This is a genomic window from Pseudomonas brassicacearum (assembly GCF_009601685.2).
Taxonomy (GTDB): Bacteria; Pseudomonadota; Gammaproteobacteria; order Pseudomonadales; family Pseudomonadaceae; genus Aquipseudomonas; species Aquipseudomonas kilonensis_B.
On record NZ_CP045701.2, the window covers coordinates 2,697,644 to 2,721,302 of the forward strand.

Below are 23,659 nucleotides of genomic sequence, written 5' to 3' on the forward strand. Positions count from 1 at the left end.
TCAGTACCAGTTTCTGTAGAAGGGAGAGTTGGCAATGCCGAGCAGGGCATCGTCGCCTGATGAATCGCCGTAGGCATAAATGTAAAAATCATCAAGGTTGCTCAAGCAGCCTTTGAGCCGCGTGACTTTCTCTCGCTCTACACAGTTGGTGCCGGATATCCCGCCGGTCAGCTTGTTTTTTGCCGTTGCCAGGCGGGTGCCGCACACATAGTCAAAACCCGCGGCCTGGCCCCAGGGGATCAGGTAGTTTTCCGGCGAATTGCTCACCAGCGCGGTGACGTGCCCCATCGATTGATGCCATTGCAGCCGTCGCAACGCCTCGGGCCTGAGCCAGAGCGGCAGCAGCTCGCTGATGAAATACTTGGCATGTTCGCGCTCTTGCTCCACTGACAGGCCGCCCAGGTAACAGGCGATGAAGGCCAGGCGCGCTTGCATCAGCGGGGTGATGCCGACGATCACGCTGAGCATCTTGGGCAGCAGGGGAATGATCCGCAGCCAGAACGAACGGGTGCCCACGATAAAGCGCATGTAGCGCCAGAACGTGTGCCGGTCGGTCAATGTGCCGTCGAAGTCGAAAATGGCCAGTACCGGTTGTGTGTTGTTAGCGTGCATGTGCCTCTTCCTTGAGAGAAGTAATCTCGATGGTCTTGGGCAGCTTGAAGCCCGACAGGTAGCGCGAAAGCAGGGTAGACAGCGCGTTCTGGGTCAGCTCGCCGGTCCCTTCGATGCACAGGTGCAGCACGTTGACTTCCTTGTGGTCCGGGACGATATAGGCCTTGGCGCGCACCACGTCAGGGTGCTTGAGGGCGATGGATTCGATTTCCACCAAGTCGACCATCTGCGCCTTGATCTTCGAGATTCGCAGGCGTTGGCAATAGAAAAACACATGCCCATCGTCGTCCTGCCAGACCAGGTCACCGCTGTGGAACCAGCCATCGCGGAAGAACCGCGCATTGATGTCTTCGGCATCGTTGTAGCCGTCGATCACCATCGGGCCGCGTATCAGCAGTTCGCCGATACGCCCAGGTGCCACGTCCAGGCCCTGGGCGTCGACGATTCGTAGTTGCACACCGCTGATCGGTTGGCCCATGGCGCCACGATGGACGGTGCCAATCGAGCTCTGGACGATCACGGGCATGCTTTCGGTCAATCCATAGCCTTGCAGCACCGGATTGCACCCCAGCAGCTTCCCCAGCTTCTCGGCTTCGTCGGCCGGCAGGTGGCTGCCGCCCGAGTAAATCATCAACTGCGGGTGCAACGGCAGGAGCGCGCCCTTGCGCTTGGCCAGGCGCGTATTGAAGTAACGAATGACGTCGGGCACCAGGCAGGCAAAGCTGACCTGATGCTCGGACAAGACTTCAGCGAGGTCTCGGTTGAGCAGGGTGTTGGTCATCAGCAGGGTGGCGCCGATGCTCAAGGGAAACACCATCATCACGGACAGGCCGAAGATGGCATAAAGCGGCAGCGTCACCAGATGAACCGATCCGACGCCTTGCAGATGAAAGTGCTCATGCAGCCCATCGCTCGATTGCGTCAGGTCCAGATAACGGTGAGAAACCGCCAGGGGCCTGCCGATGCCGCGATAGGTGAACTGCACCGAGGCGATCGGATTGCCCTCGGGCAACAACAAGGGTTCGATCTGGCAAGGCAGTTGAGAGAGGGCCGTTGCGTTGGCGGGCAGGGGCGACGACGGTTCGCTCGCACCGTCCAGCACCAGGGAGTGCCTGACGCCGTTGCCTGGCTGGAATACCTCGCTGTGTTGTGCCCAGAGCGTTTCGCTGGTGACCACGAGCGTCGGCCTGGCGAGGCTGACGACACTGTCCATTTCGAAGGAGGTCAACTTGTAGTTGAGGATGACCGGAATGGCACCGCGCCCGATGATCGCCAGGTAATAAGCGATGAACGCCACTCCATTGGGCAGCACCAGCGCCACTTTGTCGCCAGGCAATACACCAAGTGCCGTAAGGGCGCCATTGCATTGTTCAGCCTTGATGCGCAACTCGCGGTAAGTAACAGTATCTTCTTCCGTGTCCAGATGCCGAATAGCAACTTGTTCGGGGAAAGATTCCGAAAAACCGACAAAGCGATGCAGAAAACCTTCTTTATATGAAAGGCTTTTCATTTACCAACCTCTCTCAATCCTTGGATGTATGGCTAGTCAAAAAAAGTACTACAGAGGCAGGCTATATATGAAATGTTTCAATTAGGCATCTGTGTAGTTATTATTCCGATACCAATCCAGGGTATCGGTCAGTGTTTCAGCAACTGGGCGGAACTTGCACTCCAACTCCCTTGAACTTTTGTTATGGCTGAAATGTGTGCGGCCTTGTTCTTGCTCCATGAGCTTGACCGTGGACGTACTGATGAGCACCGGCTTTTTGGTAATCCGGTAATAACCTTCATAGATCAGCGCGATGATTCGCAGCATGAACAGGGGCACTTTTCGCTCTGGGGCTTTTATGCCACTGACGCTGGACAGCGCCTGGAAAATGCTCTTCATGTCCATGTGATTGCCGGCGGCCAGGTAGCGCTCTCCGGACCTGCCGCGGCTGATGGCCGCGATTTGATGCTCGGCCACATCCCGGGCATCGACAACGGAAAAGCTTCCGGGGAGTACGCCGGGCAATTTTTGTCCGACAAAGTCGAGCAGGAATTGTCCTGACGAAGTAGGGCCGATATCACCGGGGCCGAACATCCACCCTGGCAAGACCATGGCGATAAACATGTCCGGGTGCTGCGCCAGGAACTGCTGGACCTTCTGTTCGGACAATATTTTGCTCAAGTAATAATCGTCAGCCTCCAATTCACTGCGAGACATGGTTTCATCGATCACTTGATCCCGATTGCCCTTCAACACGGCAATGGAAGAGGTATGGACTGCACGACGAATGCCGGCGTCATAAGCAGCCTGCAACAAGCGCTCGGTGCCGGTCACATTGGTGTCATACAGCTTTTGCCAATGTTTCCCGCCTTTGTAACTGTCGCGGAAATAAGCCGCCGTATGAAACAGGGCATCGCACCCTTGCAGGGCATGGGCAAAGGCCTCGACATTAAGCATGTCGCCTTCGACCAACTCCACGGGTAGGCTGCCGAACTGTTTCCTGGCTTTCTCTACGGAGCGAACCAGCGCTTTGACTTTGATGTTTCGTTTTAATAGCGCACGAACGACATTATTTCCGAGCAGGCCAGTAGCGCCTGTAACGAAGGCATATTCCATTAAAATCCCGCTCCTGTGAGGTGACCTGACATTGCATCGAGAACGGTGTCACTGACTCGGTGCGCTGATCAGGCGTTGGGCTCCACCAACGGCGCAAGTAAAAACCATTCGGTATCTGAAAATCAAGTGGTATTTCGTCGGATTGTCGAACGGAAGCCTCTGTGCCGGGCTTCATACGCGATTTTTCACGTTCCAGCGTGTGGTGAAGGCGCAGGAAAATAGCCGGCTTGAGCCGCTCAAAGGGACGATAGGGGCTCATCAAATGGGGCGAAACGACGATCTTGATTCACCCATATCCCAGCGCAAAACTGTAGCGGGTAGCCCATCTAGCGAGCCCTTCCGGCTGTTCCAACTACATGGCACATACATGGCACTTTTTGAAAGTTAAAATGTAAATGATTGGATATGGCGCGTATAAGATATGATGGCGAGAACGGGTTCCGTACAGCGAGTAGTCAATTCGTTGCATCCAGTTACACATAGCTATCTTGTTTGGCCAAAGGAGCCGAGGGCGTGATTAAAAAGAGACTAGGTCGAGAAGAGAGTCAGCAAGTAACAAGAGACAAATTATTCGACACAGCCACCGAGCTGATGATCCGAAAAGGCTTTCATGCCGCCAGCGTCAACGTTATCACCGAGGAGGCGGGCTTTTCCAAAGGCGCCTTTTTTTCAAATTTTTCAAGTAAATCGGACTTGCTGCTGCAGTTGACTCAACGCTTCAAGCGAGTTGAGATCGACCGACTGAGTACGACCCTGGCATCGGGCTATTCGGCGGAGCAGTTGAGCCACGGCTTGAATGCCTATATCGATACGCTGAAGAACAATACCCGCTGTGCGATCCTCGATGCCGAGTTGCAATTGATCGCCCTGCGCGATGAAGAATTCTCGCAGCATTACTACGACTTGCATGAGGAAAACAGCGAGGCCTTGGGCAAGTTGATTACCATCATATTCAATCATGCCGGCAAGAAGCCGCCCCTGGCCTGCGCCGCACTTGCCAAAACCTTCACCGCCCTGGCGGAAGGCCTGATATTGCAAGGGCATAAAGACCCGGCTGTTGAAATCAAGCTGGTGTTGAACTCGCTCATCCAGACTGCAGAGCCCCTGTAGTCCTCCGCTATCCTTGGTGATAGGCCAGCGACGGGTGTCCAGCATCTGGTTCGCGAATACCGCTGCCTGGATCGACCGTCCCGTGAATCGATATTGACCGTACAACCGTCATCGCGAGCAAGCTCGCTCCCACATTTTTTGGGGCGGCTGCAAGATTTTCGTCCATCGCCAATCCCGTGAAGGATAAGCGCCCTTTTTGCCTTCGGCCTTTAGCGTTCGTTCAGAGTTGCACCCGACGAAGCCTGCCCTTCAAAGGGACTACGTTGTTCTCGGACGTAGGCAATGGTCGCCCGACCAGGCCCATGCCCTCGCTGACCAGTACCGCGTCCGGTAACAGGCACAGGTTGGAAGGGGTATCCAGGTCGCGGGCGAGCACGGTGACCTGGGCTGTTTGCAAGTCGCAGCTCAGCAGTCGCCCACTGAACCGGGTAAAGCCGCCATGCAGGGGTTCGCCGTTCCAGTCAGGGGGCAGGGGTTGTTGCAGGCGCTCGCAGAGTTCCAGCACCAGCAAGTTCCCGTTGGGACGCAGTGCCAGCCCGGTGGGCAGTTGCAGGCCGCGAATCAGGATCTCGATCCTGGCGCTGGCGGGCCAGACCCGGATCACCTGGCCTGCCTTCTCGGCAAAGTCGATGCCCTTGCGGCTCGGGTCGCCGTGCAGTTCGCCCGAGAACAGGCTGATCAGCACGGCGTCTGTCGCCGGTTCGTACACAAGGGTCACGGGAACGGCCTCCTGGCCTTGATCCAGTTCGGGCAGTTGGGCCAGCACGCGTTCTTGCTGGCCTGTGACGAACTCCACCAGCTGATTGGTATCGGGCTTGACGGCCAGCCAACTGCGGCGGGTCGGGTGGTAGCACAGCGCATTCAGGTTGCCACGGCTATGAAAAACCGGTTCGGGTGGTGTGAATTGCAGGTCCAGCAGTTTGGAACCCGCGACATAATCGGTCTGGCTGACCAGGCAGCGTCCGTCACCGCAGGCGATGTCCGACACCCCCATGATTTCATCGCGCAGCATGCGCGCCTGCATGTTCATGGCGCGAAACCCTTGCGCCAGGGTTTCGCGGGGCAGGTAGGCGCCGGGCTGGTGCGGATCCGGTCGCAGTCGACTGATACGGCCGCTGAAGGGGTGGTCGGGCAACCCCGAGCCCGCTTCGGTCAGCAGCAGGCTGCCGTCGGCTTGCAGGCAAAGGCCGCGAGGGTTCAGCAGGTCCTCGGCGACAAAGGTGCTGGGGCGCAGGTTTTCCCCGGGGTGTGCGGGGATCTGAAGGGGAACGGGCATAGGTTCTCTCCGTGAACAACATCCGTGAACAGAAGGGAGGACGCGCTCATTGCGGCGGTTGCCACGGTTCACCAGTGAGATAGGCCCGCAGCAGTGCCCGTTGGCAGGGCGACATCGAGCGCACTACGGGCATGAACAGCGTGGTGCCTTTGTAGGCGTCCGAGGTGCGGGCGAGGATGGGGTTCTTGGCGCCCATGATGGCGTCGGGCTGATTCAGCGGGATATAGCGCGACATGGCGGGGAAGGCCAGGTAGTGAAAACGCAGGACGTTAGGGTACATCAGCGGCCAGGTGATGGTGGTGCCCTGGGGAATGCCGAAGTCGGTCTGGGCGTATTTGCGAAAGTTGGTGAAGTAAGCGCTGCTGTCGAGGCCGTTGGCGGTGCAGGTCAGGGCGACGAAACCGGCCTGGGCGGCACTGCCGGGCTTGAGGGTGACCGGGAAGCTGACAGAAAGCTCGCCACTGCCGACGGTCAACGAATCAGGGAAGTCGAGGAAGTCCCAGTATTGCGGCTGGTCATAGACGGCGGGAGCCGCCGCTTGCAGGCCGATTTCGGTGGCGCTGGGGACCGCTCCGCCCAGGTACCTGACCTGCAGGGTGATCGACAGGCCGTTGGGGTAGTCCTCCAGGTAGACGTTGCGCTGGTCGGCATAGATCCGATAGGTCGACTCGGTGGCTTGCAACGTGGTGCCGGCGACCTTGCCCGGTGCCGTGATAGCCAGGGCAGAGGTCCGAACGGCCTGTAGCTGGTCGGCAGTCAGGGGCAGGTCGACGATACCGCCGTACACGTAGTAGTCGAATAGATAACGGCTGGTCGGCTCCAGGGTCGTCAGGGTGGTGGAGCCGGCGCTGATGGTCACGGTCCCGTAATCGGCGTTGGGCCCGATCGGGCTGGTGATGTCATCCCTGACGGCCCGGAAGGTTTCCTTCGGAATGACGTTCACCATGTCGATGCTCAGGTAACCGGTGTTGTCCAGGTCGGCGTAGCCGGCATTGCCCGTACTCTGGTTGACCAGTTGCCGGCCCGGCTGGCAGTTCAGCGGCTCGTCGGCGAAGGCCGGGGCCAGTGTGCCGATGACCCGGCCGATGCTCGGGTTGGGCGTGTATTTGCCGGCAGCATAGTCGGCGTCCAGTTGTTCGGTGGTCATCGTCGGGCACATTTCGAACATGACGAAACGCAGGACGATGCCCGTTGCCCCCGGTGCCTGGATGATCGAGCGCAGGCCGCTGCTGTTCTGGTTCCAACTGACAATGCTGCTCAACGGGAAGGTCAGTTGAAATGTGCCGCTGGCGTGGAAAGAGCCCGGTGCGTCCATCTTTTTCGGCAGCAACACACGTCCCGCCACGTCGAAGCTGCTGCACACGGTGTTGCTGCGGATCAGCAACTGGATGTTGTCGTTGCCACCGATTTGCAGGCCGCCGACGAAGATTTGGGTCGTCGTCGAGGCGGTAGGGTCCAGGTCCACCATCATCGGACCGGAAACGGGCCCCTGGCCGGTCACCGGGTCCACCGAGCCGAGCAGGTACACAGCCTGGCCCACCAGGTCGCCGGTGGTGGTGATGCTGCCGGGTTCGCCCTGGGAGCTGATCAAGGCGTTCTGCATGTCGACGACATGCTGCCCGTAGTGGTTCCAGCCACCGGCGGTGTAGTAGTTGCCGGTGGGGGCATTGATCATGTTGTTCAACTGGTCATCGGTGTAGGGCTCGGCGCCCGGCGCCAGGGTCGAGGTGGTCAGGTCGAAGAGCGGCCAGTCATCGTTGCCATCGTAGGGAATGGTCGGGGAGTTGTTCGGCAGGCTGACGTCCGTGCGGATGCCGCCCCAGAAGTTCAGCCGTGGTCCGTTCAGGATGCTCATGAGTTATTCCTCGTCCTTGATGGTTTTGCCGACAGGTGCATTGGCGAATTTGAACAGGTAGGAGTAATCGGATTTATAGGGACTCTTGACCGGTGTCGCCATGGAGTGGCAGTTCATGCAACTGCTGTTGGGCTGGATATAGCTTTCCATGGTCACGTTGGCCGAAAGGGCCGGTGTCGGTTGGCCCAGCGGGTTGCTGGGGTTGTCCGGCATCAGCGGGCGCTGGGTGGTGATGAGTTGGTAGTACTTCAACACGCTGCGTTGCAGGTCCGGGTCGCTGCGGTAACGGGCGTTGACCTCGTTGGTGATCTCGGCGATCGGGGTGAACCGGTTCAACGGGTTCGGGGTCTGGAAGGTGGTGCCAGGTTTGGGCACGCAGACCAGGTGCGCGCCCTGGGTCTGCCAGTCACAGGGCGACTGGTTGAGCGTGGCTGCCGGGGCGTTGGCGTTGAAGTAGGAATAGGCCGTGCCGGATGCCGGCTGGTCGACCCATACACCGTTCACCAGTGCTTTGGGCGCAACGTTGTCGATCTGCTCGAAGGTCGACCAGATCCACTGCGGATAGCCGTTCACCTTGGTGATGATGTGCAACCCCACCAGGCCCAGGTAGGCCTCGGTGACACCGTTGCGCTGGCCTTGGTCGTCGAACGTGGCCACGCGCGCGAGCATGGTCAGGTAGCGGCTGGCGTTGTCATTCGTGGTGAGGATGCGCCAGCTCGATTTGACCTCGATGACCCCATAGGGGAAGTGGATGTTGTCGGCTTTGGAAACCACATCGGCGTTATAGAACTGGTTGGCGACGATGTAGTTGTAGGAGGTCTCGTTGGCCGAGATGTCGTAGTAGGTCGGGTTGCCGGCCTGGTCGATCAGCCAGCCGCCGACGGCCTGGTCGACGGCATTTACCTGGGAGCTGTTCTTCAGCGCGGCGATGTTGATGATGCCCAGGCTCTTGGCCAGCTGCGGGGTGTTCCAGGGGCCTGGGTCGGCCCCCCGTGGCAGGAAAATTTCTTCCACGGTCTTGTAGGTCTGCCAGACGGTGTAGCCAGGGTCCCCTGGTTGTTTGCTGCAATCGGGATCGCCGCGCTGCCCCGACTGGGCGGGCCAGTTCACGGCGATGAACAACTGCCAGCTGTATTGATCGAACAGGTCCTGGCTGGCGGTGGCCGCCGGCGCCGTGCTGGGAGGTTGGCAATTGAGGTTCGAGGCCTGCGTCCGTGGCATGGATTGCTCCTGGGATTGCTCCAGGGCCAGGGCCGGAAGATTGGCCAGACCCAGTAGTACCAGGATGAAACGGAGTGAAGTGTTCATGGCGATCCTTCGTCATTGGTCAGGGTTTGCGCTGCATGAGCTTGTTCCACTGCGCCTTTTGGCCGTTGCTCTGTGAAGCCGGTGGCTCGAACAACTGGCAGGGCGGTGGATTCGCCGGGCACATCGCGGCCACCTGCGCCCAGGTCTGGGCGGGGTCCGGTTTGGCGATGCGGAAGTTGGTGTAGTTCTGGCTGACGATCGGGGCATTGGCGACGCTGGTGTCACCGGAGAAAAAGAACGATTGGGGCTGCCGGTAAGGCGGTTGTCCCGACATCTTTTTGTAGAAGGCATAGCCAAACAGGATCGGACCCTGCGGCGATTGAAGATCCAGCGCGTAGGCCTGCACGCTACCGTCGAGGTTTTGGCTGCGCTCGGCGCTGTAGGGCAGGTGCTGGATGAAGTCTTGCCGCGGCGGATGATTCATGGGCGAGAACATGCAGCAGGCAGGCATGTCCTTGGGGCGATCCTGCGGGTAGGTCAAGAAGTACGCCTTGTTGCCCAGGGACACGAAGGAGCAGGTGTAGTTGTTGTTCTTGATCGGGAAGATCGGCAGGCAGTACTTCTCATAGTGCTCCATCATCGCACCGAAACCGTCGCCATCGGCCGGGATATAGGCCGTGTCGTAGTAGCTGGTTCCTCGAGAGACGGTGTAGTCCGCCGGGGTCAGGGTGGAGGGGGGACTGCTGTAGGGCGGCGGGTTTTTTTCGTAGTTGTGCATCACCCGGTACATGGTCCAATCGCTGATCCAGAACGCCGGAAAAAACGGATCGGAAGGGTCGCCCGGGGCGCGCTTGGCGATGCAGTTGCCATTCTGTTCGTTGCAGCCCTCGGTGTTGTGCACCCCCATGGTGAAGTACACCGCGCCGCTGTCCTGTTGGGCAAAGAGCCCCGGACTGAACAACAGGATCAGTAACAACAGTCGGCTCAAAATGCAGGCTTTCATATCGACACTCCTGTGCAGTGCCGGGCGGCGGGCTCGCCACCCGGTGATCCTGGGTGAAATCGTCAAAGGCCGTTGTAGTCACTCATGCTGAGTTTCTTGGGCGGATAGTTGAGCTTCACCAGGCGCTTGGCCCACAGCTCCAGGACGGCGCGGCGGCTTTGGGACATGTCCCGGGTGATGGGCATCGCAAGGGTGCTATGGTCCTGGTAATCCTTGCTGATCAGCAAAATCAATTGGTCGATGGCGCCCTCCACGCGCGTCCGGGAATTGAGTGGCATGAACTTGTTCATGATGGGGTACAGGTAATAGAAGGTCTGCAGGATCTTGGGATAAATGAACTTGTCCCACAGCAGCTCTGGAGCGTTTGTTTTTTCGCAGATGGCGTTCCAGGTGTCGATGAAGTCCTGTTGCAACTGCATGTCCACGGGCAGCACCCGTATCGGTGCGAGGAAGTCGACGTAGGCCTGGGTGATCGGGAAGCTGAACGGAATGGCCGGTTTTTTGCCGTTCTCCTGCACGAAGAAGCGCAAGGTAGGGAAGCCTGGTGCCACTGCCCGGCAGCTTATCTGGGCGATGCCTTGGGCGTTGGTGGTGATGACGGCGTAGGAGTAGCTGACGCTGCTGGCCTTCTTGTCCTGCAGTGTGCCGGTGTCATTGAAGCCCTTGTCGAAGACCAGGCAGGGGCGCAGGTTGATGGCAATCGGCGTACCGGACGCTTTGAGGAAGTCTTGATACCCGACCGGGTTGCCCGCGGGTTCGGGCACGTCCTGCAGGTCGGTCAGCCGGCGACCGCTGCCGGTGCTGCGATAGAGGGCTACCGTAGGCGCGTCGATGAACTGCGGCAGATTGGCCGTGTTATTGATACGGTCCGACGGGTTGTCGTAGAACAGCGTGAAATCGGCCGCATTACTGAAAGCCAGGTAGTAATTGCTGCTGGTCACCATGTAGGGATTGCCGTACTCCGCGACATACAACGTGGTGTTGGCGGCCGGCTGACCATTTTTCTGCACCATGATGCTCAGCGTCTTGCGGTCACCGACATCAATGAAACTGCCGCTCTCGATGACTTCGGCGGTCCACAGTTGCTGGCCGGCGGCCATCTTCGGAGGGACCGGGGCCGGGTTGCGCTGTTGCAGCAGCAGAGGACCGGACTGCAGCAGTGCCTTGGCTTCGGCGTTGAGCGTGAGATCGAGGATGCCGGAGCGTTGCTCGAAAGCCGATTGCTGGTATTGGTCGAAGCCGAAACCGATCGCCGGCGTGAACCGTCCCCTCTGGCGCACGCCCAACAGGTAGTCTCCGGCGTTGAATTTCTCAGGGACGAGGATGTCGTCTGTGGCGTTCACGGGATAACACGGGAATGTGTTGCTCAGGTCCAGCGACAGGGTATTACCGGTGATCTGCGCCGAGATCACCCCCAATGGGACACTTTTTCCATCGTAGCCCGGTTGAACGACCGAGACTGGCTGGGTGGGTACCAGGCGCACCCCGGCGGGAGCGGTGGGGTATTCGTTGGCGAACCACAGACCCAGCACCGCCGAGGTGCGGCTGTAGGCGGGGTTGAAGAAAATTTGGTTGACGTTGTTCAAACCTGCCCTGTAGAGGTCACGCACTTTCGCCATGATGTCCGGGTTGTTGGAACGGGTGTCGGGGCGCTGTGTGTAATCGTTGAACACACCGTTCTTGTCGTAGCAGGTCAGGTAGGTTGAAAAACGGAACATCAGGCCCTGGGCCCCTTGCTGCGTTATCTGCTGCTTGAGGTTGGCCAACAGACGCGAGTCGCCAATCGCCCATTCCAGGTTCTCCTTGGGAAAGCAGGTCTGCCAGGTGGTGCTGACGTTCACCAGGCTACCCAGGGCCCCCCAACTGAAGTTCAGGAAACGATCCATCATCCGATACTTGCGGTTGAGGGTCAGGCCGCAGGACGTATCCCCCAGCACCAGTTTGTCGAAATACAATGCTGTGAACGTGTTCTGCCATGGACTGATATCCACGAAGCGCGCCGCGGTCGGGGCGGAGCTGCCCAGAGGGCTGCCGAGTAATTGGTATTGCGCGCCGATCAGCGAATCCTTATCGATGTAGGTATTGGCCTGCAGCTCGCCGCCGATGACGGTCGAGGTGGTTTTCCCGTAGTTCACCAGACCGCAACCGTTGTCACCGAACAGATCCCATTCGGCGGGCATGTACGGGTCATGCTTGGGATTGATATTGCCTGGCACCTGCTGCACATAGGTCGGCATGTCAGCCATGTGCTGCGTCGAGAGGATCCATGGCATCAGCCTGTCGGGGGCATTGTGGGAGTCGATGCCGAAGTGCTTCACGAACGGCCAGTTGATGTCCATCTTCACCGCGTCATACAACGGGTACACGTCGTTGTTATTGGCCGTCGGCGGGTTCCAGAACATCTCGCCGTTGAGATAGATGCGGGGAAAATTCAATACGCTCATGTCGTGCTCTCCTTAGCGTTTCCACTGGGCATGTTTCAGCGACCAGACAAAATCCAGTTTTTTGTAGCCGACGAAGGCCTTTTCCGGCGGCGGCGTAGTGGGGTAGGTGAGACCGCCTGAGGTCGGGATGGCGAAACTGAAGTAACCGTTGTTCTTCGAGTAGGCGGCGGTGCTGTGGCAGGCCAGGCAGGACGATGTGTCCTGGAATGCCGACTCCAACTGCGAGTTCGCCAGGACCTGGGTAATGGGCCGGAATTCCACGCCGATCAACTGGTACTTCGACAGGCTCGGGTTATTGGCCTGGAAGTGGGCGTTGACCGGTATGGCGTCCGCTGTCGGCCCGGTGCTGTTTGTCATCGGCTTGGGCGGATAGTCCTTGGTCACGGTGTACTTGGGGTTGTTGAGGTTTTCGAAGGTGGTCCAGGCCCAGTTGGGGGTCAGTTTGTTGACCACGTGCAAACCGCTCAACGCCGCATAGCCGACCTTGTACCCGGTGCCCACGGCGTAGTAGGCCTGGGCCACGTAGTAGCCATCTTTTTCCAGTTGCTGCTTGTAGTTCGGGTCCGTGCCGATCCATAGCCAGGCGGCTTTCAACTCCCAGGCCGTGGCCGGAAAATTCAGGTCGCTGGTCAGGGCCTCTTGACCATCCACGTTGTAGACATTGGTTTTTACGATGTAGTTGTAGGTGTCCTGGCCCATCAGCAGTTGAAAGCGCACGACGTGACCTTGTTGTGTGGTAGGCACGGCGGCGCCGCCCATGGCCAGGCTCAGGCCGTCGACCTGCTGTACCGCGTTGAGGTTATGCAGGAGACGGTTCGGGTCCAGCCCCAGGGCTTTGGCTTGCCGGAGCACCTCGCCCGGTAGCCTCATGCGACTGTCATACGAACCGGGGTTGGCGCCATTGGCCAGATAGACCTGATCGGAAGGCTTGAACAGCTCCCACTGACGGTTGTAACCCTTGGCGTCGGACTGGTTCAAACAGACGAACCAGTTCCAGGCCATGGTCTCCGGGCTTTTGTTGAACGCGGTCCGGGTCTGCTCTGTGTTGTATCCGAATTGCAGGAAATTACCGCAATCGAAGTTGTTGGTGTCCTGGGCCTGGGCCAAACCGGCCAAGGCACTCAGGACAGTGATGGAAATGGTTCGCCGCATGGAAGCTCCTTGGCATTCGCCGTATCGGCATGAGGGTGCCCCCGGAAGTGTTCCAGGAGCAATTGCTTCACTGCCGTCGCCTCAAGGTGCTGCGGCAACGACAGATCACAATTGGTGATGAGCAGCGGGCCGGTCTCCTTGCTCTTGGGCAGCCGTCCGTGGCTGCCGCGGACCAGGCGGGTGTCCAGCGGAATCAGGTCCATGTAGTAGCGAAAGCCGAGCTTTTTCTGGAGCAGGCGGCGCGCCACTTTCAATGTCGGGAAGCGAATGGCCGGGTCGATGAACAGCTCGAGCGGGTCGTAGCCTGGCTTGCGATGGATGTCCACGGTGCGGGCAAAGTCGGGAGCCTTGCCCTCGTCGAACCAGTAGTAGTAATCGAACCAGTAACCGGCGGCGGCGACGGCCACCAGCTCGCCGCTGCGGGGATGATCCAGTTGCCAGGCCTGTTGTTCGGTTTTATCCAGTACCTGTTCGATGCCGGCCTGGCGTTGCAACAGCGCCTTGACGCGGGGGATGTCGCGCGCCTGCTTCACGTAGATGTGCGCGACCTGATGATCGGCCACGGCAAACGCCGCACTGGCGCCGGGATCGAGCAATTCCCAGGTCAGCGATTGGCGTACCTGCAACAAGCCCTCGGCACGTAACAACCGGTTGATGGACACGGATTGGGTGACGGCTTCGATCCCGTATTCGGACAGCAGCATCACTGCCGCGCCTTGCGCTTGGGCAAAGTCCAGCAGCCGCCCGACTTCGCTGTCGATGGCGCGTACCTCGTCGGCAATCGACGGGTGATCGGGTCCCAGGCGTTGCAGGCTGTAGTCGAGGTGCGGCAGGTAGATCAACTGCAGGTCGGGGCGGTTGAGCTGGAATTCGGCAATGGCGCAATCGACGATCCAGCGACTCGAGGCGATGCCGGCCGCCGGGCCCCAGAAGCTCGGAAAGGGAAACTCGCCGATCTGCTGTTCGATACGCTCATGCAACGAGGCCGGCTCCGAATACAGGCCGAACATCTTGCGGCCATCGGCCGGGTAGTGGGGCCGTGGGGTAATGGCGGCGTCCACGTCCGCATACATGTTGTACCACCAGAACAACTGGCTGCAGCGAAACCCTGGGTACTGGCGCTTGAGTGTCTGCCAGACCTTTTCCCCCTGGATCAGGGCGTTGGGTTGCAGCCAGAAACGCACTTCGGCCTGGTCGCGAAAATACCAGCCGTTGCCGACGATGCCGTGTTCCGACGGTGGCTGTCCCGTGAGGATCGAGGCCTGCACGGTCGAGGTGACCGCCGGGAACACCGGTTGCAGCGTGGCCATCCTGGCCGTTTTCAACAGGGCATTGATGCAGGGCGTCGCGGCACCCAGCAACGCCGGGGTCAGGCCGACCACGTTGATCAGCAGCAGTGGTTGACGCACAGGATCAGAGCGCATGGGCATGGGCCTCCAGCGCTTGGGGTTGCAGCAAGCGGCGCTGCTGCAACTGGTCCTCGACCCAATGCAACTCCGCCGCGATGCCCTGGAGTTGGGCGTGCTCGGTCGTGGGCCGTAGCTGGCTGGGCAGGACGCCCCAGCTGTAGGTTTCCACTTCCAGTACGGGGCGCCAATCCTCATGGTCGGCCAGAAAGTCAAAGGTCTGCGCCAGGGCGACCTGGCTGCCACTGAGTTCGGGCAACAGCAACTGCTCGCTGAACAGCGGAATGTGGAAGTGAATCCTCAGTTCGGGATGAGAGACGCGGTTCTGCTCACAATCGTCCAGGGCCGCGGGAAGGTCCGCCCAGGCCGATAATCGCTCCTGCCCATCGCGGGCCTTCACCTGATGCAGGTAGGTGGGCTCGGCAAAACCGCTCAATGTCTTGAGCACCTGTTCGCGTCGATGCTCGTCCTCAGGCAGCCGACAAATCAGTGCATTGGATAACTGGATCTTGCCGATGGGGACCTGGGCGCGACGCAAACGGTCCAGTGCTTGATAGCAGTCTTCGAACATCACGGCCTGGTGGCAGACGTCAAAGCACAGCGCCAGGTGTTCATGGTGCGGGTCCGTGGCTTGCCAGTGGCGAAAGAAGGCGATGGCCTGGTCGGTGTTTTCCAGCACGCAATCGGGCTCCATCTCCAGGCAGACCACGATCTTCTTGCCCGTCTCTAGCTGCAGCCGGGCCAGCGCGGCGGTGAGCACGCGCAGTTGCTGCTCGGCACGTTGCTGTAGCGTCGGGCTCCAGTGGGCGGCATAGCCCAGCGGCAGGCTGGAGATCACCCCCTGGGCACAGTCCGCTGGCAGGGCCTGGGCGAGAAACCGGGCCAGGTCCAGGCTGTACGCCAGCCGCTGCGGATCGGCCCAACTGGGCAGGTAGACGTCGGCTTTTACCGCGCCCTGGTGAAATTGGCCGTAGGGAAACCCATTGAGCGAGGTCAGGCGTAGCCCGCTGCGTTGCAGCAGGTCGAGGAAATCCGCACGGGTCGGTGCTTGTTGAAGTTCGGCGGCGGCGAGGGCGCTGATCCACAATCCACTGTCCTGCGTGTCGAGCCCGCGCAGTGTGCGTACGGCCTGGAAATGCCGTTCGATGGATGCGCGCAGTCCGCCCAGGTCATGGGTCGGGTGCACGTTGCTGCAATAGCCGATCTGCGTGGCCGTCCAACCCGTGCGGGCACTCATTTGATCACCGGTTCCTGGCCCCGCAGGGCGGAGTTGTCCTGCCATTGCCGCCGCTGATCGATGGGCAGGGGCGTGCTGACCAGGGCTTTGTCCAACTGGCCGCTCTGGGCAAAAAAGTCCACCGGGTTGTGGAACAGCACTTGTTCGACCTGGGCTTCACTGAACCCTGCGGCCAACATTGCCTGGCCGGTCTTGGGCACCTTGAGCGGGTCGCTGATGCCCCAGTCGGCGGCGCTGTTGACCACCATTTTTTCCGTGCCGTACTGCTGCAGCAGCGCAACCATGCGTTGTTCCGACATCTTGGTGTTGGGGTAGATGGAATGGCCGCGCCAGCAGTCGCTGTCCAGCACCAGGGGCAGGGTCAGTTCGTTGAGGTGGTCGATGATCACCAGATGCTCGGCGATCCCGACCTCGCGAATGACGGCGAGCGTGCGTTTGGTGCCACCTATCTTGTCGCGGTGCGGGGTGTGCACCAGTACCGGCAGATTGAATTGCTTGGCCAGCTCCAATTGGGCAGCGAGAAAACGATCCTCCTCCGGGGTGATGTCGTCGTAACCGATTTCACCCACCGCCACCACGCCGTCTTTCACCAGGTAGCGCGGCAGAATCTCCAGCACCTCATTGGCCACCGACAGGTCATTGGCCTCCTTGGGGTTCAGGCCGATGGTGCAGAAATGATGGATGCCAAACATGCTGGCGCGAAAACGCTCCCAGCCCAGCAAGGTGTCGAAGTAGTCGATGAAGCTGCCGACGCTGGTCCTGGCCTGGCCCTGCCAGAAGGCCGGCTCGATCACCCCGGTGATGCCGGCGGCCGCCATGTTCTGGTAGTCGTCAGTGGTGCGGCTGACCATGTGGATATGCGGGTCGAAGTACTTGGGCATGGTGAATCCTCGTCAGAAAAGCAGGGGACGGTTGGGCATCAGTTCGGCGAAACGCCGCCCAGGGGCTCGCGCCATTGCGCCGGCAAGCGTTGTTGCTGGCCCAGGCCGACCAGGCGCTGACGTTGCGCCGGGCTCAACAAGTCGAAGGCAATCACGTGAGGCAGTCCGGCGGACACCGTTCGTTCGGCGGCGAGTTGTTCGTCCAGCAGGTCGAGGGCCAACTGGTTGAGGGTGACGCTTTGTCGTTGTGCCAGGCCGATCAGGCGTCGTACATCGAGGCCCATGCCCAGCGCTTTCAACACCAGCTGGTTGAAGGCCTGTTCGTTGTAGTGACGCGACGGATAGGCGGTGTCCAGGGCGAGGGCGGCGAACACCTGGCTGTTGCTGGTGCGCCCGGCCTGGCGTGCAAGCTCCACGCACGCCCCGCGGCTATCGAGCCAGTCGAGGGCCTTCAAGGTGGCGACTTTTTCCTGGTCGTCGCCCCACAGGAACAACTGGTGCAGCAGCGGGACCTGCTCGGTAGGGGGCTGCAGCTCCAGCACCTGGGCCAGCAGCAACGCCCGCGCCAGCTGGACGTTGCTCCAGCCGTCGGTGCCGGGCTGTGCACGCTCCTTGAGGTGGCGCTTGCACTGACTGCTCAAGCACGCCGCGGTGTTGGCGTCCGGGCGCCGGGCAAGTTGCTCCTGTGCCTGGCGCCACCATTGCCGCTCGGTTTCTTCGAACTGACGAATGAAGTTTTGCCGTTGTTCGTTCAGGCAGTCGTGGCGCATGTCGAGAGCCGCCGAGGCCGGTGCAGTAACGTCCGTGTTCATGTGGGTTTGATCCAGCGCTGGAAGTGAGGAAGCAGGAAAAACACCAGGACACACAACAGGCTGCCCAAGGGCTGGTTAGCCACGGCCAGCACCAAGGCATCGAACAGCGGCAGGGCTGCCAGGCCGGCGCCGATGAAGGCGCGGACCTGCCGTTGCCGAGGGGTGGCCAGGTTGCGCCAGTAATGCCAGCCCAACCAGCCAAGCCATAACAGCAGCACCGGCCAAAACCAGGCGCTGCCTGCGTAGATCGCCAAGGCCAGCGGGCTCAGCATCAGCAGCAGGGGGAGGCGGCTGATCAGTTGGTTGCGGTGTTCCTGGCGAGCCAGGTAGGTCAGGCCGCTGATGTAGACGCCCAGCAAAATGGCGCAGAGCCAGATCGGTTCGGGTGGCACCGCCAGACTGGCCGCTGCGGTGAGGTAGAGCGCCGAGCGGCAGGCACCCATCAGCCAGACGCTGTGGGCGTATTTCTTGTGCAGCAGGTTGTAACCGAGGATGCAGCCCACCAACAGGGTGGCGCTGCCCAGCAGCCAGTGCGGCTGCTCGATCAGCCGGCTCAGGCCCAGCAGCGAGGCCGCGGCCAGCACCAGCAACAACGCAGTGGCCAGCCGTACGTGCTGGCGGCTGACCAGGCCCAGGGTAATGGGGCGAGGATTATGGTGTTGTTGGTCCCAGTCGGCGTCCAACAGGTCGTTCAACAGCATGCCGGCCAGGTACAGCAGCGACAGCGCCGCCAGCAGCAGGATCCACACCAGGGACGACGGCGGAGCCAGGGCCCCGGCGCTGCTGGCGAGCAGGGCGGCGGCCAAGGTGTTGGTCCACACCGTGGGCAGGTTGGACACGCGGCCGAGCGTCAGCCAGGCCTTGAGGTTCGGTGCCGTCTGGTTCATTGCGCACAGCTCTGGTTCAGGGTGAGCGCAAGATCGACCTGGGAGGACAGCCGCTGCAACGCCTGCTCCATTCGCGCGGTATCGATTTCATGCAAGTCCACCGACTCGCCGATCCGGCTGAGCATGGGGATGGAAAGTTGCCCGCCCAAATGCTGGCGGAACTCCTCCAGCCCCAGCAAAACCTGCGAGCGTCCCCGTGCATCTTTCAAGGTCAGCTCCGGCGGATTCAGGCAGAAGCCGAGCTTGAGCAGCAGGTTCAGCAGCCGCTCGGTGTCGCTGTCGCTCAACAGCCCCAAGGCATTGGCATAGAGTCCATCCAGGGCCATGCCCACCGCGACGGCTTCACCATGGCGCAGTCGGTGGTGACTGAGGTTTTCCAGTTTATGGGCGGCCCAGTGTCCGTAGTCCAATGGCCGCCCGTTACCGCGTTCGAAGGGGTCGCCGGCACCGGTGATGTGGGCCAGGTGCAATTCGGCGCAGCGGCGGATCGCGTAGCGACTGGCCCCATGATCGAAGCGGGCGAGGGCGTCGGCCTGTTGCTCCATCCACTGGAAAAACGCCTGGTCCTTGATCAGCGCCACTTTGACCGCCTCGGCCAGCCCGGCGATCTGGTCGCGCCGGGTCAGGCTGGTCAGCAATTGAAAGTCGTTGATGACCGCGGTGGCGGGATAAAAGGCGCCCAGCAAGTTCTTCTGGCCGAAGGCGTTGATGCCGTTTTTCACACCGATACCGGCGTCGTTCTGGGCGAGCACGGTGCTTGGGATGCGAATCAGGCGAATGCCGCGGTGGAAGGTGGCACAGGCGTAGCCCACCGCGTCCAGCACCGCGCCGCCACCGAGGGCCAGCACATGGCAGTGCCGGTCCAAGCCATGTTTCAGCATGTCGGTGTACAGCCGCTGCAACACCTGTGATTCCTTGCTCGACTCGCCGGCCGGGACCGCGATCGGCGGCGCCTGCAGATGCAGGTCTGGGAAATGGCTGGCGAAGTAGGCGTTGATCTGTTCCTGCAGGTGCGGAGCGCTGCGAAGCAGTTGTTCATCGGCGAAAATCAACACCGTGACGGGGCTCCTGTGGCCGGCCATGAGTTGGCGGTGCAGGCAGGGATTGAGCAGATCGAACACATGATCGGTGAACACCACCGGGTAGTCGTAGCTGACCTTGAAGCGCCCGTGCAACGGTTGTTCCGCGTCGTGCCGGCGAAGGCTCTTGAACAGGCTGTACCCGGCGATGAACAGCCCGGGCAATACCATGCTGGCGAGCAGCGTCACCAACAGTGCGTTCTGCTCGACGAGAAAGGTGCCAATGGCGCTGTAGGCCAATGCGAGGCCGGCGTTGGCCAGGGTGGTGACCAGGATGAACGCGCGCAGTGGGTAGCGTTGCATACCGGCGGCGACGACCGAGGTTTCCGCCAATACCGGGACCCCGCGCAGGCAGATCAACGACAGTGTGCCCAATCGGTAGGCCAGTTGCCCCGGCTGGCGTTGATGCAGGCCGAGGCGGCCGGACAACAGACGCAAGTAGCCGGCCCCCAGTGCATAGCCCAGCCCGGCGCCCAGGCACAGACCCACGAAAATCACCAGGTAACCCCCTACGCTGCCGAGCATGGCCACAGCCAGCAGCGCGACCATGCTCGACGGCACGGGCAGCACCACGTCCAGCGCCAGCAGGGCGATCAGCAGCAACGCCAGGTTGAGTTTCTGCGCGGGCGTCGAGGGCAGGTACAGGTTGAGATGGGTCAGGAAGTCCTGGATCTGTTGTTCGAACAGCAAGAAGCTGGCGATCACCAGGGCTGAAAAGCAAACCAATGACAGCCAGAAATGTCCGGCTGCGCCTTTTTGCGAGAGCGAACGATACCCACGGCCATGCTTCATCAAGCATCCCTCTTGTTGTTATTGACTGATTCCGTGTCAGTAATTGAAAGCAACGCCAAGTGTGTGTTTTAGGCCAATAGATGCTCTCGCCCGAAGGGCTCTCAGGTGTGGTTGATGATGTGGTTGGCAACAGATTTGAATCTAGACGGCCCGAGTGTTTTTGCAAGGCCATCTGATGGCAATTTGATCTGGGGTGCCACTTCGCGTCTCAGGTGACCTGTAACGGCGGCTTGTCCCCGCTCGTTCAGGGCCTCGAATACCCGCGCAGCTGCGCCGGGCTGACGCCAAGGCGTTGCTTGAACAGCGTGGTCATGTGCGCCTGGGAGTTGAAGCCGCAGCTGTGCGCAATGTCGGTCAGTCGGGCGGCTGAGTCACGCATCAGCGCCCGTGCCTTGGCCAGGCGTCGGTCGATCAGGTAGCTGTGTGGGCTTTTGCCGGTGGCATCCTTGAATGCCCGCATGAAATACCCTTCGGACAAGCCAAGCAGCCCGGCCATTTCCTTGACCCCCAGCGGACCGTCGAGACCGGCGTCGATGAACTCGTCGAGCAGGCGCATTCGCCCGCCCGTGATGGAGCCGTGGGGGTGTACCGAAAATGTCTTGGGGGCCTTCAGCCGTTCAGCCAGTCCGAGCGTCCAGGCCTCCCAGTCATCCTCTGCGGTGGGCCGCAGCAGTGCGCTGCGCATTCTCAGCGCGAGGGTGATGGCCTGCGGGTCAATGCGGTTGTTGAACGCATGCTCTCCCGGCAATGCCATACCGTCGGTGCGCACGACCCGCAGGTATTCACCGCCCCTGGGGGATTCGGAGAACACGTCGCATTCGGCGGGGACGAATGCCAGGCCGTTGGGGATCGCCTCGAAGGGCTGCATGCGGTCGCTACCGATGGCGTGCACGCCGCGCTGGCTGTCGAAGGCAAAGCCGATCGCCGACTGGGTGGCGACATAGCGGGTGGCGTAGGCGCAGCCGGGCAGCAATTCGATCGCCCAGGGCCCTGCCTCGATGCGACGGACCGGTTCGGACTGGGGCGGCTGTTGGCGGTTTCGAGGGTTCATGAACAGCATAGTAGTGAAGAGAGGGCCTGAAAGTCAGGTCAGTTTTCTGAAAGCCTGGCGGTGGTGCCCTGATTAGACTGGGCAAAACCCGGAGGCCCATCATGCACACACTGACCCGCGACGACATCGAGCAAGCTGCCCATCACCTCTACCAAGTCATGCCCGCCACCGCCCAGTATGCCTGGCCCTTGCTGGCTGAACGGCTGGGTTGCACGGTGTGGGTCAAGCACGAGAATCACACCCCGACGGGGGCCTTCAAGGTGCGCGGCGGCCTGACCTTCGTGCATTGGCTCAAGCGTGAGCACCCAGAGGCAAAAGGCATCGTCACGGCGACTCGCGGCAACCATGGCCAGAGCCTGGCGCTGGCGGCCAGCGCATTGGGTTTGAAAGCGTTGATCGTCGTGCCGCACGGTAACTCGGTAGAGAAGAACAACGCCATGCGTGGCTTTGGTGGCGAGGTGGTCGAGTATGGCCGCGATTTCGATGAGGCCCGTGAAGAGGCTGCACGCCTGGCCCAGGTGCATGGCCTGTACCTGGTGCCGCCGTTCCATCCCGAGTTGGTCAAGGGCGTGGCGACCTACGGGCTTGAGCTGTTCAACGCGGTGCCGGACCTGGACACCGTCTATGTGCCGATAGGCTGTGGCTCGGGGATCTGCGCGGTCATCGCCGCCCGCGATGCCTTGGGCTTGAAGACCCAGGTGGTGGGCGTGGTGTCCACCGAGGCCGTGGCAGCGAAGTTGTCGTTTGAAACGGGCACCCTCTGCGAGACCGATTCGGCCAATACCTTTGCCGACGGTCTGGCCGTGCGCAGACCCATTCCCGAGGCCTTTGCCATCTACGGGGCCGCGGCGGCGCGAATCGTAGCGGTCAGCGACGCTGAAATTGCCGGAGCCATGCGGGCGTATTACACCGACACCCACAACCTCGCCGAGGGTGCCGGCGCCGCCGCCTTGGCAGCGCTCATGCAGGAGCGTGAAACGATGCGGGGCAAACGGGTAGCGGTGATTCTGTCCGGTGGGAATATCGACCAGCCGGTGTATGCGAATCTGATTGGCTGATGCCGATAAAGCACGGCGGACTTCCTGTTCAAGGCCAAGGCGCTGCCGGCGCCGCTGGCCACTTCCGGGATTATCGATACGTCCTTCAGTCAGGCCTTGAGCGAATAAACCGAGCCATTCTGGGTCAGGGCACCAGTACGGCTTTTGCGCTGCTGCCCTGGGCGATCAGCGCGTACTGGGCCTTGCCGTCCACCAGGGGGATTTCAAGGATATCCGTGGGAGCGTCGATGACGCCTGCCTCGAAGTGTTGGCCAAACTCTTCAAGCATCCGGGCGCAATCGGTGTTGTCGTAAAGCAGCGAATTCACGCCGATCAAGATGCCGCCTTTGCGATAGAGCGCCAGGGCGGGGAAGTGCACCATCCCATCGGGCGGGGCTGCAATGAACGCAATGCGACCGAAGTTGGCCAATGCCGATACGGCCTCTTGCAGCCAGAAGCCAGTGGTGTCGAAGATGACCTGCGCTCCACCCGGAAACACCGCGTTGACCTGCTCTGCCAGGCTGCCGGGCGCACTGGTCACGATGACGTCGTAGCCTTTGGCTTGCAGCTCGGCGACCCGCTCCGGTCGCCGTACCGCCGCAAGCACGCGTGCACCGCGGGCCTTCGCCAGGGCCAGCGCTGCGCTGCCTACCGCGCCATTGGCGCCAATCACTAAAAACGTCGTGTCGCGCTGCACGTGGGATCGTTCAACGGCATCGTAGGCGGTGGTAAAAGGCACGCCGATAGCCGCTGCTTGGACGAAGGACAAACGCTCAGGCTTCAGGGCCACGCCACTTGCCGGAACCGTGAGGTATTGCGCATGGGAGCCGTCACGCAGGAAGCCTGGGCCCTTGCCGGTTCCCCAGACCGCTTTGCCGAGCAGATGTGCCGGGCCTTGCTCAACCACCCCGGCGAAATCACGGCCGGGCACTCGGGGCAAGGTGGTGTAGGGAAAGCGGCCCTCGACATTTTTAACATCGCTGGGGTTGAGCCCGGCCGCCTTGACCCGGATCAGGACCTCGTCGGGGCCCGGGACGGGTGTCGGCAAGTCAACGAGGCAGAGGTGGTCCAAGCTGCCGGTGGCGGAAAACTGTAGGGCTTTCAAGCTGCAATACTCCTCGACGAAATGTGCATCGAGGATAGCGTTCGGGCCGATAGCGAACCCGCCAGAG

19 protein-coding genes and 1 pseudogene are annotated in these 23,659 nt (G+C 60.9%); 3 read left to right on the forward strand and 17 right to left on the reverse strand.

The window, feature by feature from the left end; translation table 11 throughout:
• From GFU70_RS11735 to GFU70_RS11745, 3 genes are all read right to left on the reverse strand, one after another.
• The gene (locus GFU70_RS11735) at positions 1-612 is read right to left on the reverse strand and encodes an HAD-IB family hydrolase (RefSeq protein ID WP_153388082.1); all 612 of its coding nucleotides are present in this window, start codon (positions 610-612) and stop codon (positions 1-3) included.
• Complete coding sequence (locus GFU70_RS11740) at positions 602-2,122, reverse strand: class I adenylate-forming enzyme family protein (RefSeq protein WP_116642438.1); 1,521 nt, start codon at positions 2,120-2,122, stop codon at positions 602-604. The genes GFU70_RS11735 and GFU70_RS11740 overlap by 11 nt, the downstream gene beginning before the upstream one ends.
• A gap of 81 nt (positions 2,123-2,203) precedes the next feature.
• Entirely contained in the window at positions 2,204-3,217 is a 1,014-nt protein-coding gene (locus GFU70_RS11745) for an SDR family oxidoreductase (protein ID WP_153388083.1), read from the reverse strand.
• A gap of 513 nt (positions 3,218-3,730) precedes the next feature.
• Here GFU70_RS11745 and GFU70_RS11750 point away from each other — a divergent pair.
• A complete protein-coding gene (locus tag GFU70_RS11750; RefSeq protein WP_153388084.1) occupies positions 3,731-4,327 on the forward strand; it encodes a TetR/AcrR family transcriptional regulator in 597 nt (198 codons plus the stop codon).
• A 220-nt stretch (positions 4,328-4,547) separates the two neighbouring features.
• Here GFU70_RS11750 and GFU70_RS11755 read toward each other — a convergent pair whose 3' ends face one another.
• The 13 genes from GFU70_RS11755 to GFU70_RS11815 form a co-directional block, all read right to left on the reverse strand.
• Positions 4,548-5,603, reverse strand: a complete 1,056-nt coding sequence (locus GFU70_RS11755) for a hypothetical protein (RefSeq protein WP_153388085.1) — start codon at positions 5,601-5,603, stop codon at positions 4,548-4,550.
• A 46-nt stretch (positions 5,604-5,649) separates the two neighbouring features.
• Positions 5,650-7,458, reverse strand: coding sequence for a hypothetical protein (locus GFU70_RS11760; protein WP_058545416.1), 1,809 nt, complete (start codon positions 7,456-7,458; stop codon positions 5,650-5,652).
• Positions 7,459-7,461: 3 nt separating this feature from the next.
• Positions 7,462-8,766, reverse strand: a complete 1,305-nt coding sequence (locus GFU70_RS11765; RefSeq protein WP_058545415.1) for a hypothetical protein — start codon at positions 8,764-8,766, stop codon at positions 7,462-7,464.
• Positions 8,767-8,785: 19 nt separating this feature from the next.
• On the reverse strand, positions 8,786-9,709 hold the full coding sequence (locus GFU70_RS11770; protein WP_116642434.1) for a hypothetical protein: 924 nt from the start codon (positions 9,707-9,709) through the stop codon (positions 8,786-8,788).
• Positions 9,710-9,771: 62 nt separating this feature from the next.
• Complete coding sequence (locus GFU70_RS11775) at positions 9,772-12,153, reverse strand: hypothetical protein (RefSeq protein WP_058545413.1); 2,382 nt, start codon at positions 12,151-12,153, stop codon at positions 9,772-9,774.
• 12 nt (positions 12,154-12,165) lie between these two features.
• Positions 12,166-13,305: a hypothetical protein gene (locus tag GFU70_RS11780; RefSeq protein ID WP_153388086.1), complete on the reverse strand. Its 1,140-nt coding sequence runs from the start codon at positions 13,303-13,305 to the stop codon at positions 12,166-12,168.
• The gene (locus GFU70_RS11785) at positions 13,275-14,729 is read right to left on the reverse strand and encodes an alkaline phosphatase family protein (protein WP_058545411.1); all 1,455 of its coding nucleotides are present in this window, start codon (positions 14,727-14,729) and stop codon (positions 13,275-13,277) included. Before GFU70_RS11785 ends, GFU70_RS11780 begins: the two co-directional genes overlap by 31 nt.
• Positions 14,719-15,948 (reverse strand): metabolite traffic protein EboE, encoded by a 1,230-nt coding sequence (gene eboE / locus GFU70_RS11790; RefSeq protein ID WP_153388087.1) that lies wholly within the window; start codon positions 15,946-15,948, stop codon positions 14,719-14,721. Before eboE ends, GFU70_RS11785 begins: the two co-directional genes overlap by 11 nt.
• On the reverse strand, positions 15,945-16,829 hold the full coding sequence (locus GFU70_RS11795) for a TatD family hydrolase (protein WP_058545409.1): 885 nt from the start codon (positions 16,827-16,829) through the stop codon (positions 15,945-15,947). The genes eboE and GFU70_RS11795 overlap by 4 nt, the downstream gene beginning before the upstream one ends.
• A gap of 38 nt (positions 16,830-16,867) precedes the next feature.
• Positions 16,868-17,641, reverse strand: a complete 774-nt coding sequence (locus tag GFU70_RS11800; protein WP_153388088.1) for an EboA domain-containing protein — start codon at positions 17,639-17,641, stop codon at positions 16,868-16,870.
• Positions 17,638-18,528 (reverse strand): UbiA family prenyltransferase, encoded by an 891-nt coding sequence (locus tag GFU70_RS11805; RefSeq protein ID WP_058545407.1) that lies wholly within the window; start codon positions 18,526-18,528, stop codon positions 17,638-17,640. The genes GFU70_RS11800 and GFU70_RS11805 overlap by 4 nt, the downstream gene beginning before the upstream one ends.
• Positions 18,525-20,399: a 3-dehydroquinate synthase gene (locus tag GFU70_RS11810; protein WP_058545406.1), complete on the reverse strand. Its 1,875-nt coding sequence runs from the start codon at positions 20,397-20,399 to the stop codon at positions 18,525-18,527. The genes GFU70_RS11805 and GFU70_RS11810 overlap by 4 nt, the downstream gene beginning before the upstream one ends.
• 244 nt (positions 20,400-20,643) lie before the next feature.
• Positions 20,644-21,459 carry a helix-turn-helix transcriptional regulator gene (locus tag GFU70_RS11815; RefSeq protein ID WP_058545405.1) on the reverse strand — a complete coding sequence of 272 codons (816 nt, stop codon included), beginning with the start codon at positions 21,457-21,459 and terminating at the stop codon, positions 20,644-20,646.
• Between the two features lie 92 nt (positions 21,460-21,551).
• Between GFU70_RS11815 and GFU70_RS11820 the strand changes: the two genes are divergently transcribed.
• Together GFU70_RS11820 and GFU70_RS28720 are read left to right on the forward strand one after the other, a co-directional pair.
• Positions 21,552-22,508, forward strand: a complete 957-nt coding sequence (locus tag GFU70_RS11820) for a threonine dehydratase (protein WP_116642427.1) — start codon at positions 21,552-21,554, stop codon at positions 22,506-22,508.
• Between the two features lie 9 nt (positions 22,509-22,517).
• A pseudogene (locus GFU70_RS28720) lies at positions 22,518-22,616 on the forward strand (ABC transporter substrate-binding protein); the annotation flags it as partial.
• Between the two features lie 16 nt (positions 22,617-22,632).
• Here GFU70_RS28720 and GFU70_RS11825 read toward each other — a convergent pair.
• Positions 22,633-23,592: a quinone oxidoreductase family protein gene (locus GFU70_RS11825; protein ID WP_058545403.1), complete on the reverse strand. Its 960-nt coding sequence runs from the start codon at positions 23,590-23,592 to the stop codon at positions 22,633-22,635.
• Positions 23,593-23,659 lie beyond the last annotated feature (67 nt).